This is a genomic window from Phytobacter diazotrophicus, assembly GCF_052061655.1.
Classification (GTDB): Bacteria; Pseudomonadota; Gammaproteobacteria; order Enterobacterales; family Enterobacteriaceae; genus Phytobacter; species Phytobacter diazotrophicus.
In genome coordinates this window covers 683,505-706,885 of sequence record NZ_CM125428.1, presented here as the reverse complement: position 1 = coordinate 706,885, position 23,381 = coordinate 683,505, and the positions used below count along the sequence as shown (strand labels likewise).

Genomic DNA, 23,381 nt, shown 5'->3' with positions numbered 1-23,381 from the left:
CAAAAGATTAACGCGAGAGAACCCGATGCCAGGTCATACGCACCCATTCCCGGTGCAGACTCAGCGAACGTCCCATCACCACCACCACCAACAGCGCCCCTGACAACGCGCTCGACACCTGGTTGGGGATGCCGACCATCTGTAACCCCTGCTGTAAATACCCCACCAGCAACGCTGCCAGCGCAGTACCCAGCACCGAACCTGAACCGCCATAGATATTGGCCCCGCCCAGCACTGCGGCGGTAAGTGCAGGCATCAGCAAATCGCGCCCCAGATCGGAACGCGCTGAACCGAAATAAGAGACCAGCACCACGGCGGCAATGGCCGATGCCACCCCGACCAGCCCGTAAAGTGCGTAAGGCATACCATTCACCGACAGCGCCGCATAGCGTGCCGCACGCGGGTTCTGCCCGAGTAAAAAGAGGTGACGGCCAAAACGCGCCCGGTGCGTGATCAGCCAGAAAAACAGCGTGATCACCGCAAACAGCACCAGCGGTACGGGAAGGCCCAGCAAAGTGAGATTGGCAAAGGCGGTAAAGCTATCCGGGAAACCGCTGATGCCTTCATAACCCGTCGCGCCCGCCATGCCGGAGAGCAACAGCGCGCCACCGCCATAGAGATAAAGCGTGCCGAGGGTGATGACCAACGGACTGATGCCGGTGTAGTGAATCAACGCCGCGTTGACCAGCCCGCACAGCAGCCCAAGCGCCAGCGTCAGCACTATGACCACGCTCATCGGCCAGCCCGCCTGCATCATCACTCCCAGCGCGATGGCGCACAGGCCAATGGTCGAGCCAAGCGAGATATCGATACCGCCGCTGATGATCACCAGCGTCAACGGCAGCGCCACAATGCCAATGCAGATAAAGTCGCTGGTGCTGAACAGCAGCATATTGACGTCCAGCATGCGCGGGTTCAGCGCGCCAAAAAGTAGGATCTCCAGCACCAGTAACAGCAGCAGCGCAAATTCCCAGTTGAGCTTCATTTACGCCACCTCTTTGTTTTTACGTTTGGGAAAAGGGGCCACGTTTTTGCTCCCCTTATTGCCGGGCATAAAGCGGCTGTATTTCAGTTGCCGTTGATGGCGGGCCAGCGCCTGGCGTAAACGTCCGTCCAGCACCAGCACGCCGAGTAACACCAAACCCGCGATAAAGTCATTCCACCAGGCCGGGAGTTTAAAGAGCACCAGCACGGTGTCGATTTGGGTGAGGAAAAAGGCGCCGAGAAACGCGCCGACAAGCGTCCCCGTCCCGCCAAGCAACGAAATACCACCGAGCACGCAGGCGGCGATGGCTTTCATCTCCAGCCCGCTGCCGGTCTGATTCGGTACAAAGCCAATCTGCGAGGCAAAGACAATCCCGGCGCAGGCCGCCAGCACGCCGTTCAGGGTGAAGGCCAGCATCCGCGTGCGGTTTACACCGACACCGAGCTGGCGGGCGGCGGCGAGGTTATCCCCCACGGCATAAAAGTCGCGGCCAAACGCCGTGCGCGCCAGCACCCAGGTCCCTGCGCCGAGCACCAGCAGCACCAGCCAGCCCAGAGGGGAAACCCCGGTCGCCCCCGCCACTGAGAGTGATTTCAGACTGGCAGGCAGTCCTTCAATCCACTTACCGCCTGTCCACAGCAACATTGCCCCGCGATACAGCCCGAGCGTACCCAGCGTTGCCACAATCGCCGGAATTTTCAGTCCCACCACCAGCAGGCCGTTAAAGGCCCCGGCCAGGGCGCCAATCGCCAGAGAGAAAAGCATGGCGACAGGCAGACTGTAGCCACTGTTCAGCGCCACCCCGACGGCAATGGCGCACAGCCCCACCGTTGAGCCCACCGATACATCAATATTGCGGGTCAGCATCACCAGCGTTGCGCCGAGCGCCAGCAACATCAGGATCTGGCTACTGGCGAAAATCATGCCCACGGTTTGCAGGCTGAAAAAGGAAGGGTTCAGCGCCACCAGCACCACAAACAGCGCCAGGATAGCCAGAAACGCGCTGAGCTCACGGTTTTTCAGTAATGTTTTCATGGCTGTCCCCCGCCGAAAGCCAGTGTCATCATGCGATCCACACTCACCGCATGGCGCGGCAGTTCCCCGCTCAGTCGGCCCTGATGCATGACCAGTACCCTGTCGGCCAGCCCAGGAAACTCATCCAGATCGCTTGAGATCATCAGTACCGCCACGTTTTGCGCCGCCACGCTTTTGATCAATTGATAGATATCCGCCCGCGCCGCCACGTCCACCCCGCGCGTCGGTTCATCGACAATCAGCAACAGCGGGTTGGCCTCCATGCAGCGCGCCAACAACACCTTTTGCTGGTTCCCGCCGGAGAGGGTGCGGACAATTTGATCCGCATGATTCAGCTTGATCCCCAACGCCCGGTGATAGCGCTCCACCACCGCTGCTTCACGTTTGCGCTGCTGCCAGAGAGAGGGTTCATTCAGGGCAACCGTGTTCCAGCGTACCGGGGCATCAAGGAACAACCCCGACACCTGGCGGTCTTCCGGCAGATAAACCAGCCCGCGCGCCAGGCGTGCGCGGGTGGAATCGCCACTGATCTCACGGTTCTCCAGCCAGATACGCCCCGCGCGCACCGGGCGCAGGCCATAAAGAGTTTCCGCAAACTCGGTACGCCCGGATCCCACCAGCCCTGCCAGACCAACGATCTCCCCGGCGTGGATCTCAAGGCTGAGATCGATAAACCCCTCCCCCGTCAGATCATCCACCCGCAGCACCGGGAAATCCTGCGGCTGGGTACGGCGATTGCCCGGCAGCGCCAGCCACAGTTTTTGGGTATCGCTTAAGCTTTTTTCGCGGCTCGCGGGCGTCATGGCGGTAATCAGGGCGTTGTCGTCGAGGCTGGCGATTTCACCGCTCAGCACCACTGCCCCGTCGCGCATCACCGAGACATGGCTTGCGAGCGCGCGGATTTCCGGCAATTTATGAGAGATAAAAACAATGCCAACACCCAGCTCTTGTAGGGCGCGGATCTGACGGAAAAGCCGGTCGGTTTCGCCGGGCGTAAGAGAGGCGGTGGGTTCGTCGAGGATCAGGATCTTCGCGTCGCGCATCAGGCCGCGTAAGATCTCCACCATTTGCTGATCGGCCACTTCCAGCGTACTGGCGGCCGCCTGCAGGTTAAGCTGGCAGTTAAGCTGCTGCAGTTTCTCAGTGAGCAGCGCGTCATGTTGTGCGCTGCGCGGCAGGCGAAACAGGATATTTTCCCGCACGCTCAGGTTGGGAAACAGCATCGGTTCCTGCGGGACCAGATAGATACCAAGCTGATGCGCCTGATTCGGCTTAAGGCGCGCAAACACCTTGCCGCAAACGAAAAGTTCACCGCTGTCTGGCGTTTCCACCCCGGCGATAATTTTCATTAGCGTCGATTTTCCCGCGCCATTACCGCCCATCAGCGCATGGACCTGGCCTGAATACAGCGTGAAATCAATGCCTTTCAGGACTGTGACGCCTGAAAATTGCTTATTGATGCCTCGCGCTTCAATCAGTGGATTCATTGCAGCCCCGCTATTGAACAAATGATTTTTTATTTCAATAATGTTCAAAAGCGTAGACGGTGAACTATATTTACAACCGTGCAGTGATCACACTTTTATGTATTTGGATCTCTCTATTCCAACAGCGACATCAAAAGATCTGTTTTGCCAGGCGGCTCACATTTTCACCGCAGGCAAGCACGAACATATGATCTAAATTTTTATAAGAGTTCAGATATGAGCGAAAAAAGAACATTAGAAGAAGGACGCTTTGCAGGTCTGGCGCTGGCAGAAGAAGAGCTGGTGGCCCGTGTGGCCTGGTGTTACTACCACGACGGCCTGACACAAAACGATATCGGCGAGCGGCTGGGTTTACCGCGCCTCAAGATTTCGCGCCTGCTGGAGAAGGGGCGGCAGTCCGGGGTGATCCGCGTACAGATTAACTCCCGCTATGAAGGGTGCCTGGCGCTGGAAACGGAGCTACAACGCCAGTTTGGCTTACGCCTGACCCGCGTGCTGCCAGCCCTGAATACCCCGCCCATGAGCGTGCGACTCGGGATTGGCGCCGCACAGTCGTTAATGGGAGTGCTGGAGCCGGGTCAGCTTCTGGCGGTGGGATTTGGCGAAACCACTATGAGTTGTCTGCAGCACCTGAGCGGTTTTATCAGTTCGCAGCAAATTCGCCTGGTGACGCTCTCCGGCGGTGTCGGCCCCTACATGACCGGGATTGGCCAACTGGATGCCGCCTGTAGCGTCAGCATGATCCCCGCGCCATTGCGCGTATCGTCGCCGGAGGTGGCAGAGATCCTGAAACGGGAATCGAGCGTGCGGGATGTGATCCTCGCCGCCACCGCCGCCGATGTTGCCGTGGTGGGTATTGGATCAGTGAACCAGAAGCGCGACGCCACGATCCTGCGCTCGGGCTATATCAGTGAAGGTGAACAACTGATGTATGCACGCAAAGGGGCCGTCGGCGACATCCTGGGCTTCTTTTTGCAGGCCGATGGTGAACGGGTCGAAGGGCTGGAGATTCATCGGGAATTACTCGGCGTCACCCTGGATGAGCTGGCGCAATTGCCGACCATCATCGGTGCCGCCGGGGGCGTGGAAAAGGCAGACGCGATTTATGCCGCACTCAAAGGCCGCCGTATCAATGGCCTGGTGACGGAAGAAACAACAGCACGCGCGGTCCTGGCGTTGGCGCAATAACGCGCCGCTTGCCGCGCTGCGCTGATAACAGCGAGGCAAGCCCATGAGTTACCTTTTAGCGTTAGATGCAGGGACCGGCAGCATTCGTGCAGTGATCTTCGATTTAACCGGGAGACAGGTTGCCGTCGGCCAGGCGGAATGGAAACACCTGAGCGTGGAAAATGTGCCGGGCTCAATGGAGTTCGATCTCGCCACCAACTGGCAACTGGCCTGCCAGTGCATTCGCCAGGCGCTGGTGAGCGCAGGTCTTTCCGGTGCGGATATCAAATCCATCGCCTGCTGTTCCATGCGCGAAGGTATTGTGCTGTATGACCAGTACGGTGATGCCATCTGGGCCTGCGCCAACGTCGACGCGCGCGCCAGCCGGGAAGTGGCCGAACTCAAAGAGATCCACAACGATCGCTTTGAATCCGAAGTCTATGAGGTCTCCGGGCAAACGCTGGCCCTGAGCGCGATGCCTCGTCTGCTATGGCTGGCGCACCATCGCCCGGATATCTATCGCAACGCGGTCACGATCACCATGATCAGCGACTGGCTGGCGGCGCGCCTTTCCGGCTGGCTGGCGGTCGATCCTTCCAACGCGGGCACCACCGGCATGCTCGATCTGTTTACCCGAGACTGGCGGCCTTCCCTGCTGGATATGGCCGGATTGCGCGCCGATATTCTCTCGCCGGTAAAAGAGACCGGCAGCGTGCTGGGCGAAGTGACCAGAGAGGCTGCACAGGAGAGCGGTCTGCGCGAAGGCACGCCGGTAATCATGGGCGGCGGGGATGTCCAACTGGGTTGTCTGGGGCTGGGGGTGGTACGCCCCGGACAGACGGCCGTGCTGGGGGGGACATTCTGGCAACAGGTGGTCAACTTGCCGCAGGTGAGGACCGACCCGGAGATGAATATTCGCGTGAACCCGCATGTAATCCCTGGCATGGCACAGGCGGAGTCGATCAGTTTCTTTACCGGCTTAACCATGCGCTGGTTCCGTGATGCCTTCTGCGCGGAAGAAAAATTGATTGCCGAGCGTATGGGAATGGACACCTATAGCCTGCTGGAAGAGATGGCTGCTCGCGTTCCGGCGGGCTCCCACGGCGTGATGCCGATCTTCTCCGATGCGATGCATTTCAAGCAGTGGTACCACGCGGCGCCGTCGTTTATTAACCTCTCCATCGACCCGGAAAAATGCAATAAAGCGACGCTGTTCCGCGCGCTGGAAGAGAATGCCGCCATCGTCTCAGCCTGTAACCTGGCACAGATTTCCCGCTTTTCCGGCGTGAAGTTCGACAGCCTGGTGTTTGCGGGCGGCGGTTCAAAAGGGGCGCTATGGAGCCAGATTTTAAGCGACGTCACCGGCCTGCCTGTACGCGTGCCGGAAGTCAAAGAGGCGACCGCGCTGGGCTGCGCCATTGCCGCAGGCGTCGGGGCGGGTCTGTATGACGATATGGCGGCGACCGGTGAACGACTGGTGAAATGGAGCCGGGAGTTCACGCCGAACCCGCAGCATCGCGAGTTATATGACGAGATGATGCAGAAGTGGCAGGCGGTTTATGCCGATCAGCTTGGTCTGGTGGATAGCGGGCTGACAACATCCATGTGGCAGGCACCTGGGCTGGTACGCGCATCATCACCCCGGCCTTCGGCCTGACCACCCCGGATGCGCTGCGCTTATCCGCGCTACGGCGAGGCAGAAACGCTCGATCGGTCCCCTCTCCCCGTGGGAGGGGTCAGGCTGAGGGCATCAGGCCGCACCAATCTTTGAATCCCATCACAATCACCGCATTCCCCTTTTCCCTTTTCTCCGCCAAACGCTAAATTACAACTCATCCGACCACATAACAAAAAATTAACACTGGAAGCGATATGAGCCATTACCCGTCGTTATTTGCCCCACTGGATTTGGGTTTTACTACGTTAAAGAACCGCGTATTAATGGGGTCAATGCACACCGGTCTGGAAGAGCGCCCTGACGGCCCGGCCCGGCTGGCGGCCTTCTATGCCGAACGAGCACGCCATGGTGTGGCGCTGATAGTCACCGGCGGTGTGGCGCCGGCGCTTTCGGGCGTAACGATGCAGGGTGGTGCGGTACTTAACGATGAACATCAGCTTCCGCATCATCGCCTGATAACCGATGCCGTACATCAGGAAGGTGGCAAAATCGCCCTGCAAATTTTGCATACCGGGCGTTACAGCTTTCAGCCAAACCTGGTAGCGCCGTCCGCCATTCAGGCGCCGATTAACCGTTTTACCCCGCACGCTCTGAGTCATGACGAAATCCTGGCGCTGATTGACGACTTTGCCCGCTGTGCACATCTGGCACAGCAGGCCGGTTATGACGGCGTGGAAGTGATGGGCTCAGAAGGCTATTTGATTAACGAGTTTCTCGCCGCGCGCACCAACCAGCGGGAAGACGAATGGGGCGGCGATTACGCCCGCCGAATGCGCTTTGCCGTGGAAGTGGTCAGAGCGGTGCGTGAACGGGTAGGCCGTGATTTTATTGTTATCTACCGCCTGTCGATGCTCGACCTGGTGGAAGGCGGCGGCGTCTTTGAGGAAACCGTCCAACTGGCGAACGCCGTTGAAGCGGCGGGCGCGACCATCATCAACACCGGTATCGGCTGGCACGAAGCCCGTGTCCCGACCATTGCCACCACGGTGCCGCGCGCGGCATTCAGTTGGGTTACCCGCAAGCTGAAAGGCAAAGTCGGCATCCCGCTGGTCACCACCAACCGCATTAACGATCCGCAGGTGGCTGACGATATTCTCTCTCGCGGCGATGCTGATATGGTGTCGATGGCGCGCCCGTTCCTTGCCGATGCCGGGATCCTTTCCAAAGCGCAAAGCGGTCGCGCTGATGAGATTAACACCTGCATCGGCTGCAACCAGGCCTGCCTCGATCAGATCTTCATGGGCAAAGTGACCTCGTGTCTGGTCAACCCGCGCGCCTGCCACGAAACCAAAATGCCGCTCACACCAGCCACCCGCAAGAAAACGCTGGCCGTGATTGGTGCCGGTCCCGCCGGTCTGGCTTTTGCCGTCAACGCCGCTGCCCGTGGGCATAGCGTGACGCTGTTTGATGCGGCTGCCGAGATTGGCGGTCAGTTCAATATCGCCAAACAGATCCCCGGCAAAGAGGAGTTCTACGAAACCCTGCGCTACTACCGCAAAATGATCGACATCAGCGGCGTGACGTTACGGCTCAATCAGTTTGTGCAGCCCACCATGCTGGAAGCCTTTGACGAGGTGATCCTCGCCAGCGGTATTGTGCCGCGCACGCCGGAGATCGAGGGGATCACCCATCCTAAAGTACTAAGTTACCTTGACGTTTTGCGCGATAAAGTGCCGGTCGGCGAGAAGGTGGCGATTATCGGCTGCGGGGGAATTGGTTTTGATACCGCGATGTATCTTAGCCAGCCGGGCGAACCCACCAGCCAGAATATCGCAGAATTTTGTGTGGAATGGGGCATCGATACCAGCCTCAACCATGTGGGCGGTTTGCGCCCGGAAGGCCCACAGTTGCCGAAAAGTCCGCGTAAGATCGTGATGCTCCAGCGTAAAGCCAGCAAACCGGGTGAAGGTCTGGGGAAAACCACCGGCTGGATCCACCGTACCACCCTGCTGTCGCGCGGGGTGAAAATGATCCCGGCGGTCAGTTATCAGAAGATCGACGACGAGGGGCTGCATGTCTTGATCGGCGGCGAACCGCAGTTGCTGGCGGTAGACAATGTGATCCTGTGTGCAGGCCAGGAGCCGCGCCGCGAGCTGGCAGAGCCGTTACAGGCAGCGGGAAAAACGGTGCATTTGATTGGCGGCTGCGATGTGGCAATGGAGCTTGATGCCCGCCGGGCGATAGCCCAGGGCACGACGTTAGCGCTGACGATTTGATGTGTTATGACGACCCGGATGGCGGCGCAAGCGCCTTATCCGGGCCAGGGGTTGTTTTCCGGTATTCGGGCACGCTTTTGTAGCCCCGGTAAGCGCAGCGCCACCGGGGGAAAATCAGCGCTGTCTGCGCAATTTCACCGCTTTTAGCACCACAAACTTACCGTTAGACGCCACGTTGCTGCAGTTACTAAAAATCTTCTTAAGCTTACGGAAGTAATCAAGATGGCGGTTGCCCACCACAATTAATTCACCGCCATATTTCAGGCTGCGGCGAGCATCGTGGAACATCTGCCAGGCAATATGATCGGTGATGGCGCTTTGTTGATGGAACGGCGGATTGCACAGCACCACATCAAAACGGTCCGGTTCAATACCCGACAGCCCGTTATTGACCATAAACTCGCTGCGCTCCAGCGCGTCCGGCATGTTGCGTTCCACATTCAGGCGGCTGGAGGCCACGGCCATATGGGATTCGTCGGTAAAGAGCACACGCGCCTGCGGGTTCTGCGCCAGCAGTTGCAGACCAATCACGCCGTTACCACAGCCGAGATCGACCATCTCCCCTTCCACGTTTTCCGGCAAATGCTTGAGGAAAAGACGCGCACCAATGTCCAGCCCGCTGCGTGAAAATACATTCGCATGGTTATGGATGGTCCAGTCCGTTCCCTCTAATTGCCAGTCATAGGTCTGCGGCGCATCAGCTACCGCCGGAGCAGTAAAGGTACAGTGGATCAGACGCGCTTTTTTCCACGCCAGCGACGTGGTGGTCGGGCCGAGGTATTTTTCAAACAACGCCATGGTGGAGTTGTGGATATCACGCGCTTTGGCACCGGCGATAATCTGCGTTTGTGGGGTCACTACGCGACGCAGCGCACAAAGCTGTTGCTCCAGCAGCGCAAGCTGTTTGGGTACTTTAATCAACACACGCGCAGGGGCAGCCGGCAGTTCGCTCAGGCTATCCAGGAAAGTCACGGCGTCTTCGTCCATCCCGTTCAGACACAGGTTATGGCGGGTAGCCTGCTCCGCGATAAACGAGTCATTCACACTGACAGGACGATATGCCGCCAGGGCACAGGCCAACGCGCCGAAGCTATCGTTAAAGATGAGCGTCGTGCCTTCGGTCTCATTTACCTGATTTAGCAGATATTCATCTGCCGCATCCCACGCCTGTAACGACGCTTCTTCGGCATTGGGTGGGAAACGCTCTAATGCAAATGACTGTCCAATTAACTCAACCTGGCCCATCGACCCTCCGGGGTGCTAGAATTCGCGCGTTTTATCGCTTAATTATCCGGAGTTGTAAACCCCTTAAACATGACAACACTCACTTATTTGCAGGGTTACCCCGAATCACTGCTGACACAGGTACAAACGCTGATCGCGCAAAATCGGCTGAGCGAGGTTTTGCTCAAGCGTTACCCCGATACGCACGACATCACGACCGATAAAGCGCTCTATGTTTATACGCAGGATTTTAAAAATCAGTTTTTGCGTAACGCGCCGCAAATCAACAAAGTCGCTTATGACAGCAAAATCCATGTGCTCAAAAACGCGTTAGGGCTGCATACCGCGGTGTCGCGCGTGCAGGGCGGTAAGCTCAAAGCGAAAGCAGAAATCCGCGTCGCCACCGTTTTTCGCCAGGCACCGGAAGCCTTTCTGCGTATGATCGTGGTGCATGAACTGGCGCACCTGAAAGAGAAAGAGCACAACAAAGCGTTTTATCAATTATGTTGCCATATGGAGCCTCAGTATCATCAACTGGAATTTGATATGCGTTTGTGGCTTTTATGTAAAGACGAAGGGTGGCTTTGATATGAAATTAAATAAAGCATCAACGACCCACAAATAATTAAAGTCATTTATTCTGCATTTATTAATATGCGATCTCAGTCACTAATAATGCAACGAATTAATCTTTATACGATGACATAAAGACACTCGTAACCCACTGTAAATAATGGATTATTAAAAAATACCTGTATTGCTATCTACCAGAATGGATTCAGACAAACATCCAGCGCGTTATTTATCTTATTTTTGAATCATATGATTCAAGATTTGAATTTGACGCAGAGGGACAATAAAATCATTATGTAGAAATACTTTTACAGCTTGTTGTAGAAGTATTCTCGAAGCATTTAGATGATTGGTTTTAATACCTGTTCGCCCTCGGGCACATTTATGTCAGCGAATAGGGATATAAACCCTTTACTCACCATGTATCCCTGATGGGATACATGGTTTTTTTATGTCTGAACTTATTCAAGAGAGGCTTTGAGGCGGGCGACGGCTTTTCTGAGATTTTCATCCGCCACTGACACGTAAGACATACGCAGCGTCGATGCATCCGGGTTATCCGCATAGAAGAACTCGCCCGGCACATAGACCACGCCATTCGCCAGCGTCTTTTTCAGCCAGTCGGTGGTGTTCTTCTCGTACTTAAATTTGGCCCACAGGAACATGCCCCCTTGCGGACGGTGAAAGGTCAGATGCTCGCCCAGTTCACGTTCGATCTCTTCGCATAACACCTGACATTTATCTTTATAAGAAGCGCGGATAATTTTTAACTGCTCAGGCAGGCGGCCCGTCTGCAAATAGTGATAGGCCAGCGACTGCGACAGGGAGCTGGTATGCAAATCCGTGGCCTGTTTCAGGGTCACAATCTGCTTTTTAATCCACTCCGGCGCAACAACCCAGCCGACACGCGCACCCGGCGCCAGAATTTTGGAAAACGTCGAGGTGTAAATAACGTTCTCGCTGTTGTCTATCTCTTTTGCCCAGGCAGTTAATGGCTTAAACAGTTTGTCGGTAAAATTAATTTCGCTATAGGGATCATCTTCGATAATGACAAAGTTATAGCGCTTAGAGAGCGCCACCAGCTTTTTGCGGCGCTCATCAGAGAGAGTGACCCCGCCAGGGTTGCCGAAGGTCGGTACAATATAAACGGCTTTGATGGTGGTGGTTTTGACCAGTTCTTCCAGCTCATCAACCTTCATGCCTTCCCCGTCTGTACCAACAGACGCAAGCTGAGCTTCCGCCAGATGGAAAACCTGCAACGCGGCCAGATAGGTGGGTCTTTCCACAACAATGACATCGCCAGGGTTAATCAGCACGCGGGCGAGCATATCCAGAGACTGCTGAGAACCGGAAGTAATCACGACTTCATCAGGGTTACAGGTAATCAGACGCTGTTCCAGAAGCTGGCAAATTGCCTCACGCAAATCCGGGCTGCCTTCGCTCAGGCCATATTGAAAAGCATCTTTCCAGGAAACGGATAACACTTTATCCATCGCCATCTGGAGCCCTTCGCGATCAAAGAGATCAGGATTAGGAATGCCCCCGCCAAGAGAGATAACCCCTTCCATTTTGCTGTGTTTTAATAATTCGCGGATGGCAGATGACTGCACATTTTTGACTTTATCGGAGATTCTCTCGTCTGACATTACCTTAACCTTACCCTTTGTTTTGCCGTTCGATCTTATTATGTTGCGATAGTTTTCATGCTAAGCAATTCCGTTATACAGCAATAAAAACAGGCCGTAAACGGAGCCGCCCGCTCACCCGTTTTATTTATACTATGCCAGAGTTTTTATTTTTTCTGGTTTAATATTCCGCAGGTGACGCTAAATATTAATTAAATAGATATATATGACCGGCAAGCGTCCGGGATTTCTTCTGATCATCGTCCGATCATTTTAAAACAATGTGGAAGGCTCATCTGCGATCAACCATCCAGCCAGCATTATGATTTGAATTGCGGCCCGTCTCTTGTGTGTGTTCAGTAACTGTATTTATACACAGTTAATGTACACACAAGGTCGAGACAAATGAAAAGAGAAAGATACTGTCTTTCTAGTACGGTTTTTATCCTGCTCAGGAAAGGTAATCAGATATGTATGTTCAAACGCAGGGGCACAGGGTGGATGGATGGCTTTTACAGCCTGCTGGCAGGGGAGGCTTGAGGAAGGTGAAACAGTGACCGCCGCCGCAGCGTGTGCGGCCACACACCACCATTCCTTATGTCAGGCAGGCTATCGACAACATCCTGATCTCACAGGTTTATTCCGAATATGGCTGGTGACGTTCCCCACCCGTTTTCCACCGTACTGCCGGAGCATCGCTCCGGCATCATCACCTTTAGCCCTGATTCACTTCCGCTACCAGAACGGCGGCAGCGCGTTTTTTCTTCAACATATAGCCCGCCCCCAGTACCAGCAGCCATGCCGGGATCAGACATACAGAGATACGGATCCCCGGTGTCATAAACATCACCACCAGGATCCCCGCCAGGAACAGCAGGCAAATGATGTTAGTCAGCGGATAACCGAGGCTTTGAAAAGCGGTGGTTTTTCCGGCTTTTTGCATGGCGAGACGGAATTTCAGGTGGGTGATACAAATCATCGCCCAGTTGATCACCAGGGCCGCCACCACGAGCGCCATTAGCAATTCAAAGGCTTTGCCCGGCATCACATAGTTGATCAGCACGCACAGCGCCGTGGCCAAAGCCGATACCCCCAGCGCGGTCAGCGGGATCCCCCGGCGGTTCACCTTAAGCAGCGAACGCGGCGCGTTACCCTGCTGCGCCAGGCCAAACAGCATGCGGCTATTGCAGTAAACACAACTGTTATAGACCGACAGCGCGGCGGAGAGCACCACCAGATTGAGGGCGTTCGCGACGATGTTGCTGTCCAGCGCATGGAAAATCAGGACGAACGGGCTGCCGCCTTCCACCACGTTTTTCCACGGATAGAGCGACAGCAAAACGGCCAGTGAACCCACATAAAACAGCAGAATACGGTAGATAACCTGATTAGTGGCTTTGGGAATGCTCTTTTGCGGATCGTCGGCCTCTGCCGCCGTGATCCCCACCAGCTCCAGACCGCCAAAGGAGAACATGATCACCGCCATCGCCATGACCAGGCCACTGATGCCATTCGGGAAGAATCCACCGTCCTGCCACAAGTTCGCCACCGATGCATCCGGGCCACCGCTGCCGCTAAACAAAAGATAGCCGCCAAAAGCAATCATGCTGATGATGGCCGCAACTTTGATAATGGAGAACCAGAACTCCATCTCGCCGTACACTTTGACGTTCGTCAGGTTGATGGCGTTAATTGCCACAAAGAAAATGGCCGCCGATACCCACGTTGGCACGTCCGGCCACCAGTATTGAATATAAATCCCAACCGCCGTCAGTTCCGCCATGCTCACCAGCACATAGAGCACCCAATAGTTCCAGCCGGACATAAATCCGGCAAAAGGTCCCCAGTAGCGGTTGGCAAAATGGCTGAAAGAGCCCGCCACTGGCTCTTCAACCACCATTTCACCGAGCTGGCGCATAATGAAAAAAGCAATCACCCCGGCGATGGCGTACCCCAACAGTACGGACGGCCCGGCCATGCGAATGGTCTGCGCAATGCCCAAAAAAAGCCCGGTGCCTACGGCCCCACCGAGCGCAATCAACTGGATATGGCGGTTTTTTAACCCGCGTTTTAATTCGTTAGTGTGTTGTGCTGCCACCTCTGACCTCTCCCCTGTCTGTAAACGTCACCTTCGGCCAGAGCAACTTTCAGGCCAGCCAGCGGGGAGAACACGACAATGGCAGGCTAACTATCTGAATAAGCGGGAGATATAAATTTCCAGTCACATCCACATCTTGAGCGCGGCGATTGAATTTTCAGCAACTTCGCGCAATAAGCACGCTTAAATCGCACGATGTATGAGAAAAACAGCCTCTGTATGCATGAAAACGAACTGTTTTGGTGCAGCGGAAAAAAGCGCAGCGCCGTCAGGCTTCCCGCCATCAAAAAAGCTGTTAGTCTGGTAGCCACTCTTTCGTTCCGGTATTGGCGCACATGTATAACATCGACGACTTTGATCTGAAAATCCTCACCTTGTTGCAGGCCAATGGCCGTTTAACTAACCAGGAGCTGAGCGATCTTATCGGCCTTTCTGCTTCCCAGTGTTCTCGGCGTCGTATCGCGCTGGAGCAAGCGCAACTGATTCTGGGCTACCATGCGCGGCTCGCACCGGATGCCGCCGGGCGCGAGATGCTGGGTCTGATTGAGGTGCGTCTTTTAAACCACACGCAGGAGTATGTGGAAAGTTTCCACCAGATGGTGAGCGAAGTGGACGCGATTCTTGATGCCTGGAAAACCACGGGCGATGCCGATTACCTGCTCAGGGTGGCCGTGCCGGATTTGCCTGGCCTGAGCCATTTAATCAGCCATATTCTGGCGCAAAATAAAGGGGTCGCCCATTTGAAAACCTCGGTTGTCCTTAACCGCCTGAAAGAGAATGGTCAGTTGATGCCGGGCAGTGGTCTTGCGCCCTAATACAGGGCAATGTGCTTTATTTTGGTGCAATCGTTTGGTTAATTAATGTATCTGGCGAGATGAAAATACACACATCACCCATATGTCGGCCATTTTACGCACAAAACACGCAACATTCTCTTTTTGCCATATCAATACGTTAGCGATATGGCCGCCTGTTTTTCCTCCATTCAATCGCATCAGGAAGCGGATCTGGTGCGGTTTTTGCAGGATATTTCTTATCTTTAGCAATTGTTGAATCGTACTTTCTTATGGATAACGTCCTGACTCCCAATAAACTTGCTCATACCTGGCTGGAAGATGCGCTGGCGCTGCTGTTCGGTACGCTAATGATCTCTTTTGGCGTGATAATGTTTCGCCAGGCGGGCGCGCTCACTGGCGGTACGGCGGGTATCGCTTTTCTGATCCATTACGCGACTCACCTGCCGTTTGGCGTGGCGTTCTTTTTGATCAACCTGCCCTTTTACTGGCTCTCTGTTCGCCGGATGGGGATGCAGTTCACGCTGAAAACGTTCTGCGCCGTGGCGCTGGTGTCGTTGTTCTCCGATCTGCACGGGCGCTTTATCCATTTCGATCAGCTTAACCCCTACTACGCCACGCTGTTTGGCAACATTATGGTCGGCATTGGTTTTGTGGTGCTGTTCCGTCATAAAGCGAGTCTCGGCGGCGTGAATATTCTGGCGCTCTATCTGCAGGATAAAAGCGGCATCCGCGCCGGTAAATTCCAGATGGTGGTCGATGCCTGTATCGTGACCGCATCGCTGTTCTTCGTGAGCCTGCCGATGCTGGCGGCCTCCATTGTGGGCGCCGTGATTCTGAATTCCATTATTGCCATGAACCACCGCCCGGGACGCTATGCGGTGTAATGGATTGACCTCTGACAGTAATTTCAGGAGTAGTGACTGTGTTCCAGAACGTTGACGCCTACGCGGGCGACCCTATCCTGTCGTTGATGGAGACTTTCCATCAGGACACCCGTACTGAAAAAGTGAACCTTAGCATCGGGCTGTATTATGACGAGCAGGCCATCATTCCTTGCCTTAAGGCAGTACAACAGGCCGAAGCTCGCTTGCAGAGCCAGCCGCAAAAAGCCAGCCTCTATTTGCCGATGGAAGGTTTCGCCCCTTATCGCAGCGCCATTCAGACGCTGCTGTTTGGCGACAACCATCCGGCACTGAACGCCGGGCGTATCGCCACCATTCAGACGCTGGGTGGTTCCGGCGCGCTGAAAGTGGGTGCCGATTTCCTGAAACGCTACTTCCCGGACTCCGGGGTGTGGGTCAGCGATCCGACCTGGGAAAACCATATCGCTATTTTTGCCGGTGCCGGATTTAACGTACACACCTACCCTTACTTCGATAGCGCCACGCGCGGTGTCGATTTCAGCGGCATGCTCAACAGCTTAAAACAACTGCCGCCGCGCAGTATCGTGCTGCTCCACCCGTGCTGCCACAACCCGACGGGCGCGGATCTGACGAATGCGCAGTGGGACGAAGTGATTGAGGTGCTGATTTCCCGCGATCTGATCCCGTTCCTCGACATTGCCTATCAGGGCTTTGGCGCGGGTCTGGAAGATGATGCCTACGCCATTCGCGCTATCGCCAGCACCGGCCTGCCTGCGCTGGTCAGCAACTCCTTCTCCAAAATATTCTCGCTGTATGGTGAGCGCGTGGGTGGGCTGTCCGTAGTGTGTGAAGATGCTGACGCCGCCGGACGCGTGCTGGGCCAGTTGAAAGCCACCGTACGTCGCAACTACTCCAGCCCGCCGAATTTTGGCGCGCAGGTCGTCTCCACGGTGCTCAATGACCCGGAGCTTAACGCCCTGTGGCGTGCCGAAGTGGACGCCATGCGCACCCGCATCAGCGAAATGCGCCAGGCGCTGGTGGATGTCCTCAAAGATGCCCTGCCGACGCACGACGTTACCTACCTGCTGACCCAGCGCGGGATGTTCAGTTACACCGGGTTCAGCGCTGAACAGGTGGATAAACTGCGCGAAGCCTTTGGGGTCTACCTGATTGCCAGCGGCCGCGTCTGCGTGGCGGGCCTTAACCACAGCAATATCGGTCGCGTGGCCTCAGCCTTCGCCGCCGTTCAGTAAGGCATCAGGCCTGTTTTTGTTGCGCGAGCGTGACAAAAACAGGCGGTTCCCAGGCCGTTATCGCCGGTAACGGCCCTTCAAACTTCACCACGTCCACCCAACAACTCTGCGCGCTGCATCCTTGTCCCAGACGCGAACTGCCGCGATCTTCTGTTAAAACGTTGGGATTGCCATGTTTATCGAGTGGCCGCGCCTCTTCTGTATTCTGCGGATCATACCAGGCGCCGGTGGACATCTGCACCACGCCGGGCCGGATGGCCTCGCTCAGTTTCACCCCGGCCAGTAACGCACCTCGCGTATTGAACACTTTCACCACCTCGCCGTCGTGAATGTCGCGCTCAGCGGCATCACGCGGATGCATCCACAGTGGTTCACGCCCGGCAATTTTGGTCTCCCGACTTACGCTGCCGTGGTCGTACTGGCTGTGCAGGCGGGTACGCGGCTGGCTGGAGAGCAAATGGAGCGGCCATTCGCGGGCGAGCGCCTGCTGATATTGCGCCTCCGCCTCGTGCCAGTACGGATACCCCGGACACTCTTCGTAGCCAAAATCGGCAATGGTCTGCGAAAAAAGCTCAATTTTGCCGGAAGGGGTGGCAAGGGGCGCGTTCAGCGGGTCGTCGCGAAAATCTTTAAGCAAGATCTGCGGCCGGGCGGGGCGTGAAAATTCCAGAACGCCCTGCTGCCAGAACGCATCGAACGCCGGGAGCGCGATCCCGTCGGCCCCGGCTCGGGGGCGCGACTGTTCATATATAACCTCCAGCCATGCTCTGGCGTCCCGCCCTTCGGTGTAAGCCTCACCAAACCCGAGACGGGCCGCCAGCCCGCTGAAAATGGCATAGTCGTCACGCGCATCGGCAAACGGCGCAATATGCTGGCGCATGGCAATCATAAAGCCGTCGTTGCTGGCGCTGCCGATATCCTCCCGCTCAAGCGAAGTGGTGGCGGGCAGGACGATATCGGCGAATTTCGCCTGTGCGGTCCAGTACTGCTCGTGGACCACAATGGTTTCCGGGCGCCGCCAGGCGCGTACCAGTTTGTTCAGATCCTGATGGTGATGAAAGACATTGCCGCCCGCCCAGTAGACAAAGCGAATATCGGGGTAAAGGTGGGTCTGCCCGTCAAATTCATAAGGTTCGCCGGGGTGCAGCAGCATGTCGGAAAAACGAGCGACCGGGATTTTGCCCTCAACCGGATTGCGCCCCTGGGGCAAACGCGGGCCGGAAAAGACGCGACGGTCGGCCCCCGCCAGGTTGGTCGAGGCATAGCCGAAGCCCAGCCCACCGCCGGGAGTGCCAATCTGCCCCAACAGTGCGGTTAACGCCACTGTCGCCCAGAAGGCCTGTTCCCCCTGGCGGGCACGCTGAACCGACCAGGCAATGTTGATCATCGTGCGATGCTGTGCCATCTCATGTGCCAACTGGCGAATCACCCCGGCAGCAAGTCCGGTTCTGGACTCGGCCCATTCCGGGCTTTTCACTACGCCGTCGCCCCGGCCAAAGAGATAATCCCGGTAAGGCGCGAACCCGACCGTGTGGCTGTCGACAAAGACCTGGTCGTATAACGCGTCGGCAATCAGCACCTGGCTGAGCGCCAGCAGCAACGCCGTATCGCTGCCGGGTTTGACCGCCAGCCAGTCGGCATCCGGCACGGCCGAAAGATCGTTTTGTACCGGGCTGATATTGATGAAACGGGTGCCGTTGCGGCGCAACGTCTGCAACCAGTGCTGTAGCGCGTGGTCGTTGGCCCCGCCGCCGTTAACCTGCGCATTACGCAGCGGCAAGCCACCGATGGCGACAAACAGTTGGCAGTGTTCCGCCAGTACCGGCCAGTGGGTGTGCTGGCGTTGTAAGCTATCGAGATCGCCAAGAATATGCGGCAAAATGCGCTCCCCGGCGGCGATACTGTAAGTGTTGGTGCTGCCGGTGTAGCCGCCAAAGAGATTGAGAAAACGGTGAAGCTGGCTCTGCGCATGATGAAAACGTCCGGCGCTGGACCAGCCATAAGAGCCGCCATAAATCGCCGCATTGCCCTGCTCGCCTTTAACCCTGGTGAGTTCATCGGCCACCAGCGTCAACGCCTGCTCCCAGCTCACTTCGACAAAGGGTTCACGCCCGCGTCCCTGCCGGGAGGCGGCGCCCCCTTTCAGAAACCCTTCCCGCACCGCCGGGCGACGAACGCGTGATGTCCCCTGCACCGCACCCGGCAACGACTGCCCAATCCGTGACGGGTTCCTGTCCCACGCAACCGGGCTGACCGCGGTCAGTTTGCCGTCATCGGTGGTCACCCGATAGGTTCCCCAGTGCATTACCGCAAGTTGCTCGGGTTTCATGGTGGTACCTCGATATAAAACCTGTTAATCAGGCAGTTATTGTTACAGGCAGTCTGGACCCGGACAGCGCGCAACAACCGGAACGTACATGAAGTTCGTGAAGCTTGTGAGCACTGCCCTGCGCCAAAATGGCAAATGAGATAGCCTGATGGGCAGGTTTTTAATGCATTGTCATCCCACCGGTCACATTAATCGCCTGCCCGGTCATATAGGCCGCCAGCGGGCTCGCCAAAAACGCCACCACGCCAGCTACATCGGCTGGCTGCGCCGTGCGACCCAATAACACCTGCGAGCAGTCTTCGGCATAGATGGCTTCCGGCGTCATGCCGCGCAGCTCTGCGCCTTCCCGACGCTCGCGCCACTTCATCTCCGTCTCGACAATGCCGGGGCAGACCGCGTTCACCAGAATATTGTCACGGGCAAGCTCAATGGCCATCACTTTGGTCAGGCCGAGCACCGCATGTTTCGAGGCCACGTACTGGCCCATTAGCCGGTAGCCATTTTTGCCCGCCTGCGAGGCGATGTTGATGATGCGTCCCGCCTTTCTGGCCCGCATCAGCGGAATGGCCGCCTCAGAGAGCCAGCCAATGGCTTTGACGTTCACATCCAGGATGCGCTGCCAGTCTGCCTCGCTCATGGCATCGACCGCGCTCATCGCCGAGACGCCGCAACTGTTGACCAGGATGTCCACGCCGCCGAAAGTCTCCACGGCAGCGCCAATGAGCTGATGGGCCTGTTCACGCGAGGCAACATCGGTGCGTAGCACCAACTGGCGCAGGCTCTGCTCCCGCGCTCTGGCGGCGATATCACCGATCACTACGTTCGCGCCGCCCCGATGCAACAGTTGCGCAATGGCTTTACCGATGCCCTGTAGACCGCCCGTCACCACTGCGGTCTGGCCGCTAAAATTGAGGGCAATCATCGCTTATTCCCGAAACGGGTCGTCACTGATACCGGCTTCCAGCACCAGCTTCGCGTACTCCTGAGCGGAGAACAGCGAATGATCGCGATAGTTGCCGCAGGCAAGCGGTGTGACCGCAGGCACATCCGTTGCGGTAAGCACACGCTGCAAGACCCGTGTCAGCGCAGCGGCGATGTTTTTCGGGTCGTGCTCATCCCACAGGATCAGATAGAAACCGGTGCGGCAGCCCATCGGCGAAATGTCGATAACCCCTTCCAGCTCTTCACGCAGGCCAAATGCCAGCAGGTGCTCCAGGGTGTGCAACGCCGCAGTGGGAATGGCATCCACATTAGGTTGCAGGAAACGTAAATCAAACTTCTGCACCACGCTGCCAAGCCGGTGACGTTCATAACCTGCCACGCGGACATACGGGGCTTTGACTTTGGTATGGTCGAGGGTAAAGCTCTCTACAACTGGCATGTTAATCTCCTGAATAGATAAAATAGCGGCCTTACTCGCGACGAATGCGGCGGGCAAAGCGGGTTCCGAGGGTCTGGATAAGCTGGACAATGACAATCAGCACCAGCGCGGTGACCAGTGTGGCGAAGGCATCAAAGCGCTGGTAACCATAGGTAATGGCCAAATCGCCGATACCGCCGCCGCCCACGGTGCCGGCCATGGCGGTCGCCCCCAGCAGGCCAATAGTGGCAGTCGTGAGGGCCAGGATCAGAGATGACGCGGCTTCCGGCAGCATAAAGTGCCAGATGGTCTGTAAAGCGGTGGCCCCCATGGCATCGGCGGCTTCGAGGATCCCCTCGTCCACCTCCAGCAGCGAGCTTTCCACCAGCCGGGAAATATAGGGCGCAATAAAGACAATCAGCGGCACAATCGCACCCGCCGTACCAATAGTGGTGCCCACCACCAGACGGGTGAAGGGCAGAATGGTAATCAGCAAAATAATAAACGGCAGCGAGCGGACAACGTTGATCGTCGGGTTCAGCACCTGGTGCACAAATCGGTTGGGCAGAATGCCGCCTGGGCGGCAAACCACCAGCACAATACCCAGCGGAATACCGAGCAGCGAACCAAAACCCAGCGAAACGGCGATCATCACCAGGGTGTCGTGCAATGCCAGCAGGAATTGATCGCCAGTGACAGCGGTGTCAATAAAATCAAACATGGGTGATTTTCACTCCTGCGTCGCGAAGATGGGCAATGGCGCGCCCGGTTTGCTCTGGCTCGCCAAGAATCTGTACGATCATGAACCCCAGAATGCGGCTCTGAACTTCGGACATGCTGGCAAAGAGGATATTCACCTCGATGGCATAGTCCTTGATGATGCGGTTGATAATGGGCTGTTGCGCCGTTGCGCCCACAAACTCAAGACGCAGGGCCTGCGCGCCGTTATCCCGTTGCAGCACAGCGGAGACGCGCTCCGGCAGCTTGTCGTGAATCACCGACTGCACGAAACTGGCGGTGACCGGATGCTGCGGCTGGGCAAACAGGTTAAAAACGTCGCCCTGCTCCACAATGCTGCCGTTTTGCATCACCGCGACCTTGTTACAGATTTTCTGGATTACCGACATTTCGTGGGTAATCAGCACGATAGTGATGCCATAGCGGTGGTTGATCTCCTGCAACAGCAGTAAGATTTGGACTGTGGTATGGGGATCCAGCGCCGATGTCGCCTCATCACACAACAAGACTGACGGGTTGGTCGCCAGCGCACGGGCGATACCGACACGCTGTTTTTGCCCGCCTGACAACTCGTTCGGGAAGCTATGCACCTTATCGCTGAGATTGACGAACTCCAGCAGCTCCGTCACGCGTGCCTGAATAAACGCCTTATCACGCCCCTGTAAAATGAGCGGAATGGCCACATTGTGAAAAACCGTTTTTGAATTCAGCAAATTAAAATTCTGAAAGATCATGCCAATGTCTTTCTTGATGGCACGCAGACGCTTACCGCTAAATTCCTGCAACACTTCGCCATTAATGACCACCTCTCCCTGGCCTGGCGATTCGAGACGATTGATTAAACGTAGCAAAGTACTTTTCCCTGCACCGCTATAACCAATAATCCCGAAAATATCGCCCTTAGCAATACTAAGGTTAATGTCCTTTAATGCCAGAACCGGGTTTCCTTTTCTGGAGAATGTTTTACTGACATGGCGAAACTCAATCATGGCATCGTTCATTTCAAATAATCAGGTTGCAGATAACCGTTATATTGCTCGTGAGTCAGAATGTAATTTTTGAAATCGGCTGAGTGATACCCGGCAACAATATCTTTAGCAAACTGCGCGTCTTTATTTTTCCCGGCGATGGTGACAACGTTTATAAACTGGCTCACCGGGGTTTCAAGCTGTAATGCCGAATTAAGTTTCAGGCCGCTGGAGACGGCAAAATTCCCCTGAATCAAACCGTAATCCACATCTGGCAGCGCACGTACCTGCTGGGCGTTATCCATCTCTTTGAGAACAATTTTGTACGTATTTTCGAGGATATTACGCTGCGAGAAGGTGGCCGGATCGCTGTCTGGTTTGAGTTTTATCCAGCCAAGGCTTTGCAGCACTAACAGAGCACGATATTCATTAGGTGGCTGATTAGGAACAGAAATCACTGTGCCTGCCGCCGGGGTTTTCAGCGTTTTGATTTTACCGCCATACAGCCCCATTGGCGGTGTGGGCACCTGCACGATACCGATGTTGTCGATCCCCAGACGCTCATTCACCGATTTTAAATACACCGGATGCTGCATGATATTAGCTTCGATGTTGCCACGGGCAACCGCATCGTTTACCTGAATACCATCGCTGAAATCTTTATATTCGACTTTATAGCCTTTCTTTATCAGAAAAGGTGCGACACCTTTTTCAAATTGTTCTTTATAGGGTCCTGGATTAAAGCCAACACGAATAATATTATCCTGCGCAGCAGCCAGAAAAGAAGATGATGATGACAGCAAAGCAAAGATAAAACCCAATACAACTGGCTTTTTCATAACGCAATTTCCCTGTTGATGTGCAATTAAAATTGATTAAATCACAGCCGACTGTGCGTTGTAAGTCACATTACCGGATTTCATTTTGCTTTTTTGTCATAAATATAATCAGGAAATTCATATCTAAAAATCGACAATGAATAGCT

Annotated in this window: 19 protein-coding genes; 7 read left to right on the top strand and 12 right to left on the bottom strand. The window is 55.8% G+C overall.

Annotated elements, in window-relative coordinates; genetic code table 11:
* Positions 1 to 7: 7 nt before the first annotated feature.
* The 3 genes from lsrD to lsrA are packed head-to-tail and all read right to left on the bottom strand — an operon-like array spanning position 8 to position 3,507.
* Positions 8 to 985, bottom strand: a complete 978-nt coding sequence (gene lsrD / locus ACS0RQ_RS03460) for an autoinducer 2 ABC transporter permease LsrD (protein ID WP_271849955.1) — start codon at positions 983 to 985, stop codon at positions 8 to 10.
* Positions 986 to 2,020: an autoinducer 2 ABC transporter permease LsrC gene (gene lsrC, locus ACS0RQ_RS03455; RefSeq protein ID WP_039078172.1), complete on the bottom strand. Its 1,035-nt coding sequence runs from the start codon at positions 2,018 to 2,020 to the stop codon at positions 986 to 988.
* Entirely contained in the window at positions 2,017 to 3,507 is a 1,491-nt protein-coding gene (gene lsrA, locus ACS0RQ_RS03450; RefSeq protein ID WP_271849954.1) for an autoinducer 2 ABC transporter ATP-binding protein LsrA, read from the bottom strand. Before lsrA ends, lsrC begins: the two co-directional genes overlap by 4 nt.
* A gap of 216 nt (positions 3,508 to 3,723) precedes the next feature.
* Here lsrA and lsrR point away from each other — a divergent pair, with 216 nt between their 5' ends.
* From lsrR to ACS0RQ_RS03435, 3 genes are all read left to right on the top strand, one after another.
* Positions 3,724 to 4,695 (top strand): transcriptional regulator LsrR, encoded by a 972-nt coding sequence (lsrR, locus tag ACS0RQ_RS03445; protein ID WP_039078174.1) that lies wholly within the window; start codon positions 3,724 to 3,726, stop codon positions 4,693 to 4,695.
* A gap of 43 nt (positions 4,696 to 4,738) precedes the next feature.
* A complete protein-coding gene (gene lsrK / locus ACS0RQ_RS03440) occupies positions 4,739 to 6,331 on the top strand; it encodes an autoinducer-2 kinase (protein WP_271849953.1) in 1,593 nt (530 codons plus the stop codon).
* Positions 6,332 to 6,546: 215 nt separating this feature from the next.
* Complete coding sequence (locus ACS0RQ_RS03435) at positions 6,547 to 8,568, top strand: NADPH-dependent 2,4-dienoyl-CoA reductase (protein WP_271849952.1); 2,022 nt, start codon at positions 6,547 to 6,549, stop codon at positions 8,566 to 8,568.
* A gap of 114 nt (positions 8,569 to 8,682) precedes the next feature.
* On the opposite strand, the gene rlmG is transcribed toward ACS0RQ_RS03435, so the two are convergent.
* Entirely contained in the window at positions 8,683 to 9,813 is a 1,131-nt protein-coding gene (rlmG, locus tag ACS0RQ_RS03430) for a 23S rRNA (guanine(1835)-N(2))-methyltransferase RlmG (RefSeq protein WP_271849951.1), read from the bottom strand.
* Between the two features lie 69 nt (positions 9,814 to 9,882).
* Between rlmG and ACS0RQ_RS03425 the strand changes: the two genes are divergently transcribed.
* The gene (locus ACS0RQ_RS03425) at positions 9,883 to 10,380 is read left to right on the top strand and encodes a M48 metallopeptidase family protein (protein WP_271849950.1); all 498 of its coding nucleotides are present in this window, start codon (positions 9,883 to 9,885) and stop codon (positions 10,378 to 10,380) included.
* 446 nt (positions 10,381 to 10,826) lie between these two features.
* Here the strand turns inward: ACS0RQ_RS03425 and ACS0RQ_RS03420 are convergent, their stop codons facing one another.
* Together ACS0RQ_RS03420 and ACS0RQ_RS03415 are read right to left on the bottom strand one after the other, a co-directional pair.
* Entirely contained in the window at positions 10,827 to 12,011 is a 1,185-nt protein-coding gene (locus tag ACS0RQ_RS03420) for an aminotransferase-like domain-containing protein (RefSeq protein WP_039077542.1), read from the bottom strand.
* Between the two features lie 694 nt (positions 12,012 to 12,705).
* Complete coding sequence (locus tag ACS0RQ_RS03415; RefSeq protein ID WP_107223824.1) at positions 12,706 to 14,088, bottom strand: amino acid permease; 1,383 nt, start codon at positions 14,086 to 14,088, stop codon at positions 12,706 to 12,708.
* A 335-nt stretch (positions 14,089 to 14,423) separates the two neighbouring features.
* Between ACS0RQ_RS03415 and ACS0RQ_RS03410 the strand changes: the two genes are divergently transcribed.
* The 3 genes from ACS0RQ_RS03410 to ACS0RQ_RS03400 all read left to right on the top strand — a co-directional run bounded on the left by ACS0RQ_RS03410 (position 14,424) and on the right by ACS0RQ_RS03400 (position 17,001).
* Positions 14,424 to 14,903, top strand: a complete 480-nt coding sequence (locus tag ACS0RQ_RS03410) for an Lrp/AsnC family transcriptional regulator (protein WP_039077540.1) — start codon at positions 14,424 to 14,426, stop codon at positions 14,901 to 14,903.
* 251 nt (positions 14,904 to 15,154) lie between these two features.
* The gene (locus tag ACS0RQ_RS03405; RefSeq protein ID WP_039077539.1) at positions 15,155 to 15,769 is read left to right on the top strand and encodes a YitT family protein; all 615 of its coding nucleotides are present in this window, start codon (positions 15,155 to 15,157) and stop codon (positions 15,767 to 15,769) included.
* A gap of 38 nt (positions 15,770 to 15,807) precedes the next feature.
* Positions 15,808 to 17,001: an amino acid aminotransferase gene (locus tag ACS0RQ_RS03400; RefSeq protein ID WP_271849949.1), complete on the top strand. Its 1,194-nt coding sequence runs from the start codon at positions 15,808 to 15,810 to the stop codon at positions 16,999 to 17,001.
* A gap of 4 nt (positions 17,002 to 17,005) precedes the next feature.
* On the opposite strand, the gene ACS0RQ_RS03395 is transcribed toward ACS0RQ_RS03400, so the two are convergent.
* The 6 genes from ACS0RQ_RS03395 to ACS0RQ_RS03370 all read right to left on the bottom strand — a co-directional run bounded on the left by ACS0RQ_RS03395 (position 17,006) and on the right by ACS0RQ_RS03370 (position 23,235).
* Positions 17,006 to 19,330, bottom strand: coding sequence for a molybdopterin-dependent oxidoreductase (locus ACS0RQ_RS03395; RefSeq protein WP_271849948.1), 2,325 nt, complete (start codon positions 19,328 to 19,330; stop codon positions 17,006 to 17,008).
* 160 nt (positions 19,331 to 19,490) lie between these two features.
* Positions 19,491 to 20,252 (bottom strand): SDR family NAD(P)-dependent oxidoreductase, encoded by a 762-nt coding sequence (locus ACS0RQ_RS03390; RefSeq protein WP_334633106.1) that lies wholly within the window; start codon positions 20,250 to 20,252, stop codon positions 19,491 to 19,493.
* 3 nt (positions 20,253 to 20,255) lie between these two features.
* Entirely contained in the window at positions 20,256 to 20,711 is a 456-nt protein-coding gene (locus ACS0RQ_RS03385; RefSeq protein ID WP_271849946.1) for an S-ribosylhomocysteine lyase, read from the bottom strand.
* 31 nt (positions 20,712 to 20,742) lie between these two features.
* The gene (locus ACS0RQ_RS03380; RefSeq protein ID WP_039077534.1) at positions 20,743 to 21,411 is read right to left on the bottom strand and encodes a methionine ABC transporter permease; all 669 of its coding nucleotides are present in this window, start codon (positions 21,409 to 21,411) and stop codon (positions 20,743 to 20,745) included.
* On the bottom strand, positions 21,404 to 22,417 hold the full coding sequence (locus ACS0RQ_RS03375; protein ID WP_271849979.1) for a methionine ABC transporter ATP-binding protein: 1,014 nt from the start codon (positions 22,415 to 22,417) through the stop codon (positions 21,404 to 21,406). The genes ACS0RQ_RS03380 and ACS0RQ_RS03375 overlap by 8 nt, the downstream gene beginning before the upstream one ends.
* Positions 22,418 to 22,425: 8 nt before the next feature.
* Positions 22,426 to 23,235 carry a MetQ/NlpA family ABC transporter substrate-binding protein gene (locus ACS0RQ_RS03370; RefSeq protein WP_271849945.1) on the bottom strand — a complete coding sequence of 270 codons (810 nt, stop codon included), beginning with the start codon at positions 23,233 to 23,235 and terminating at the stop codon, positions 22,426 to 22,428.
* Positions 23,236 to 23,381: the final 146 nt, after the last annotated feature.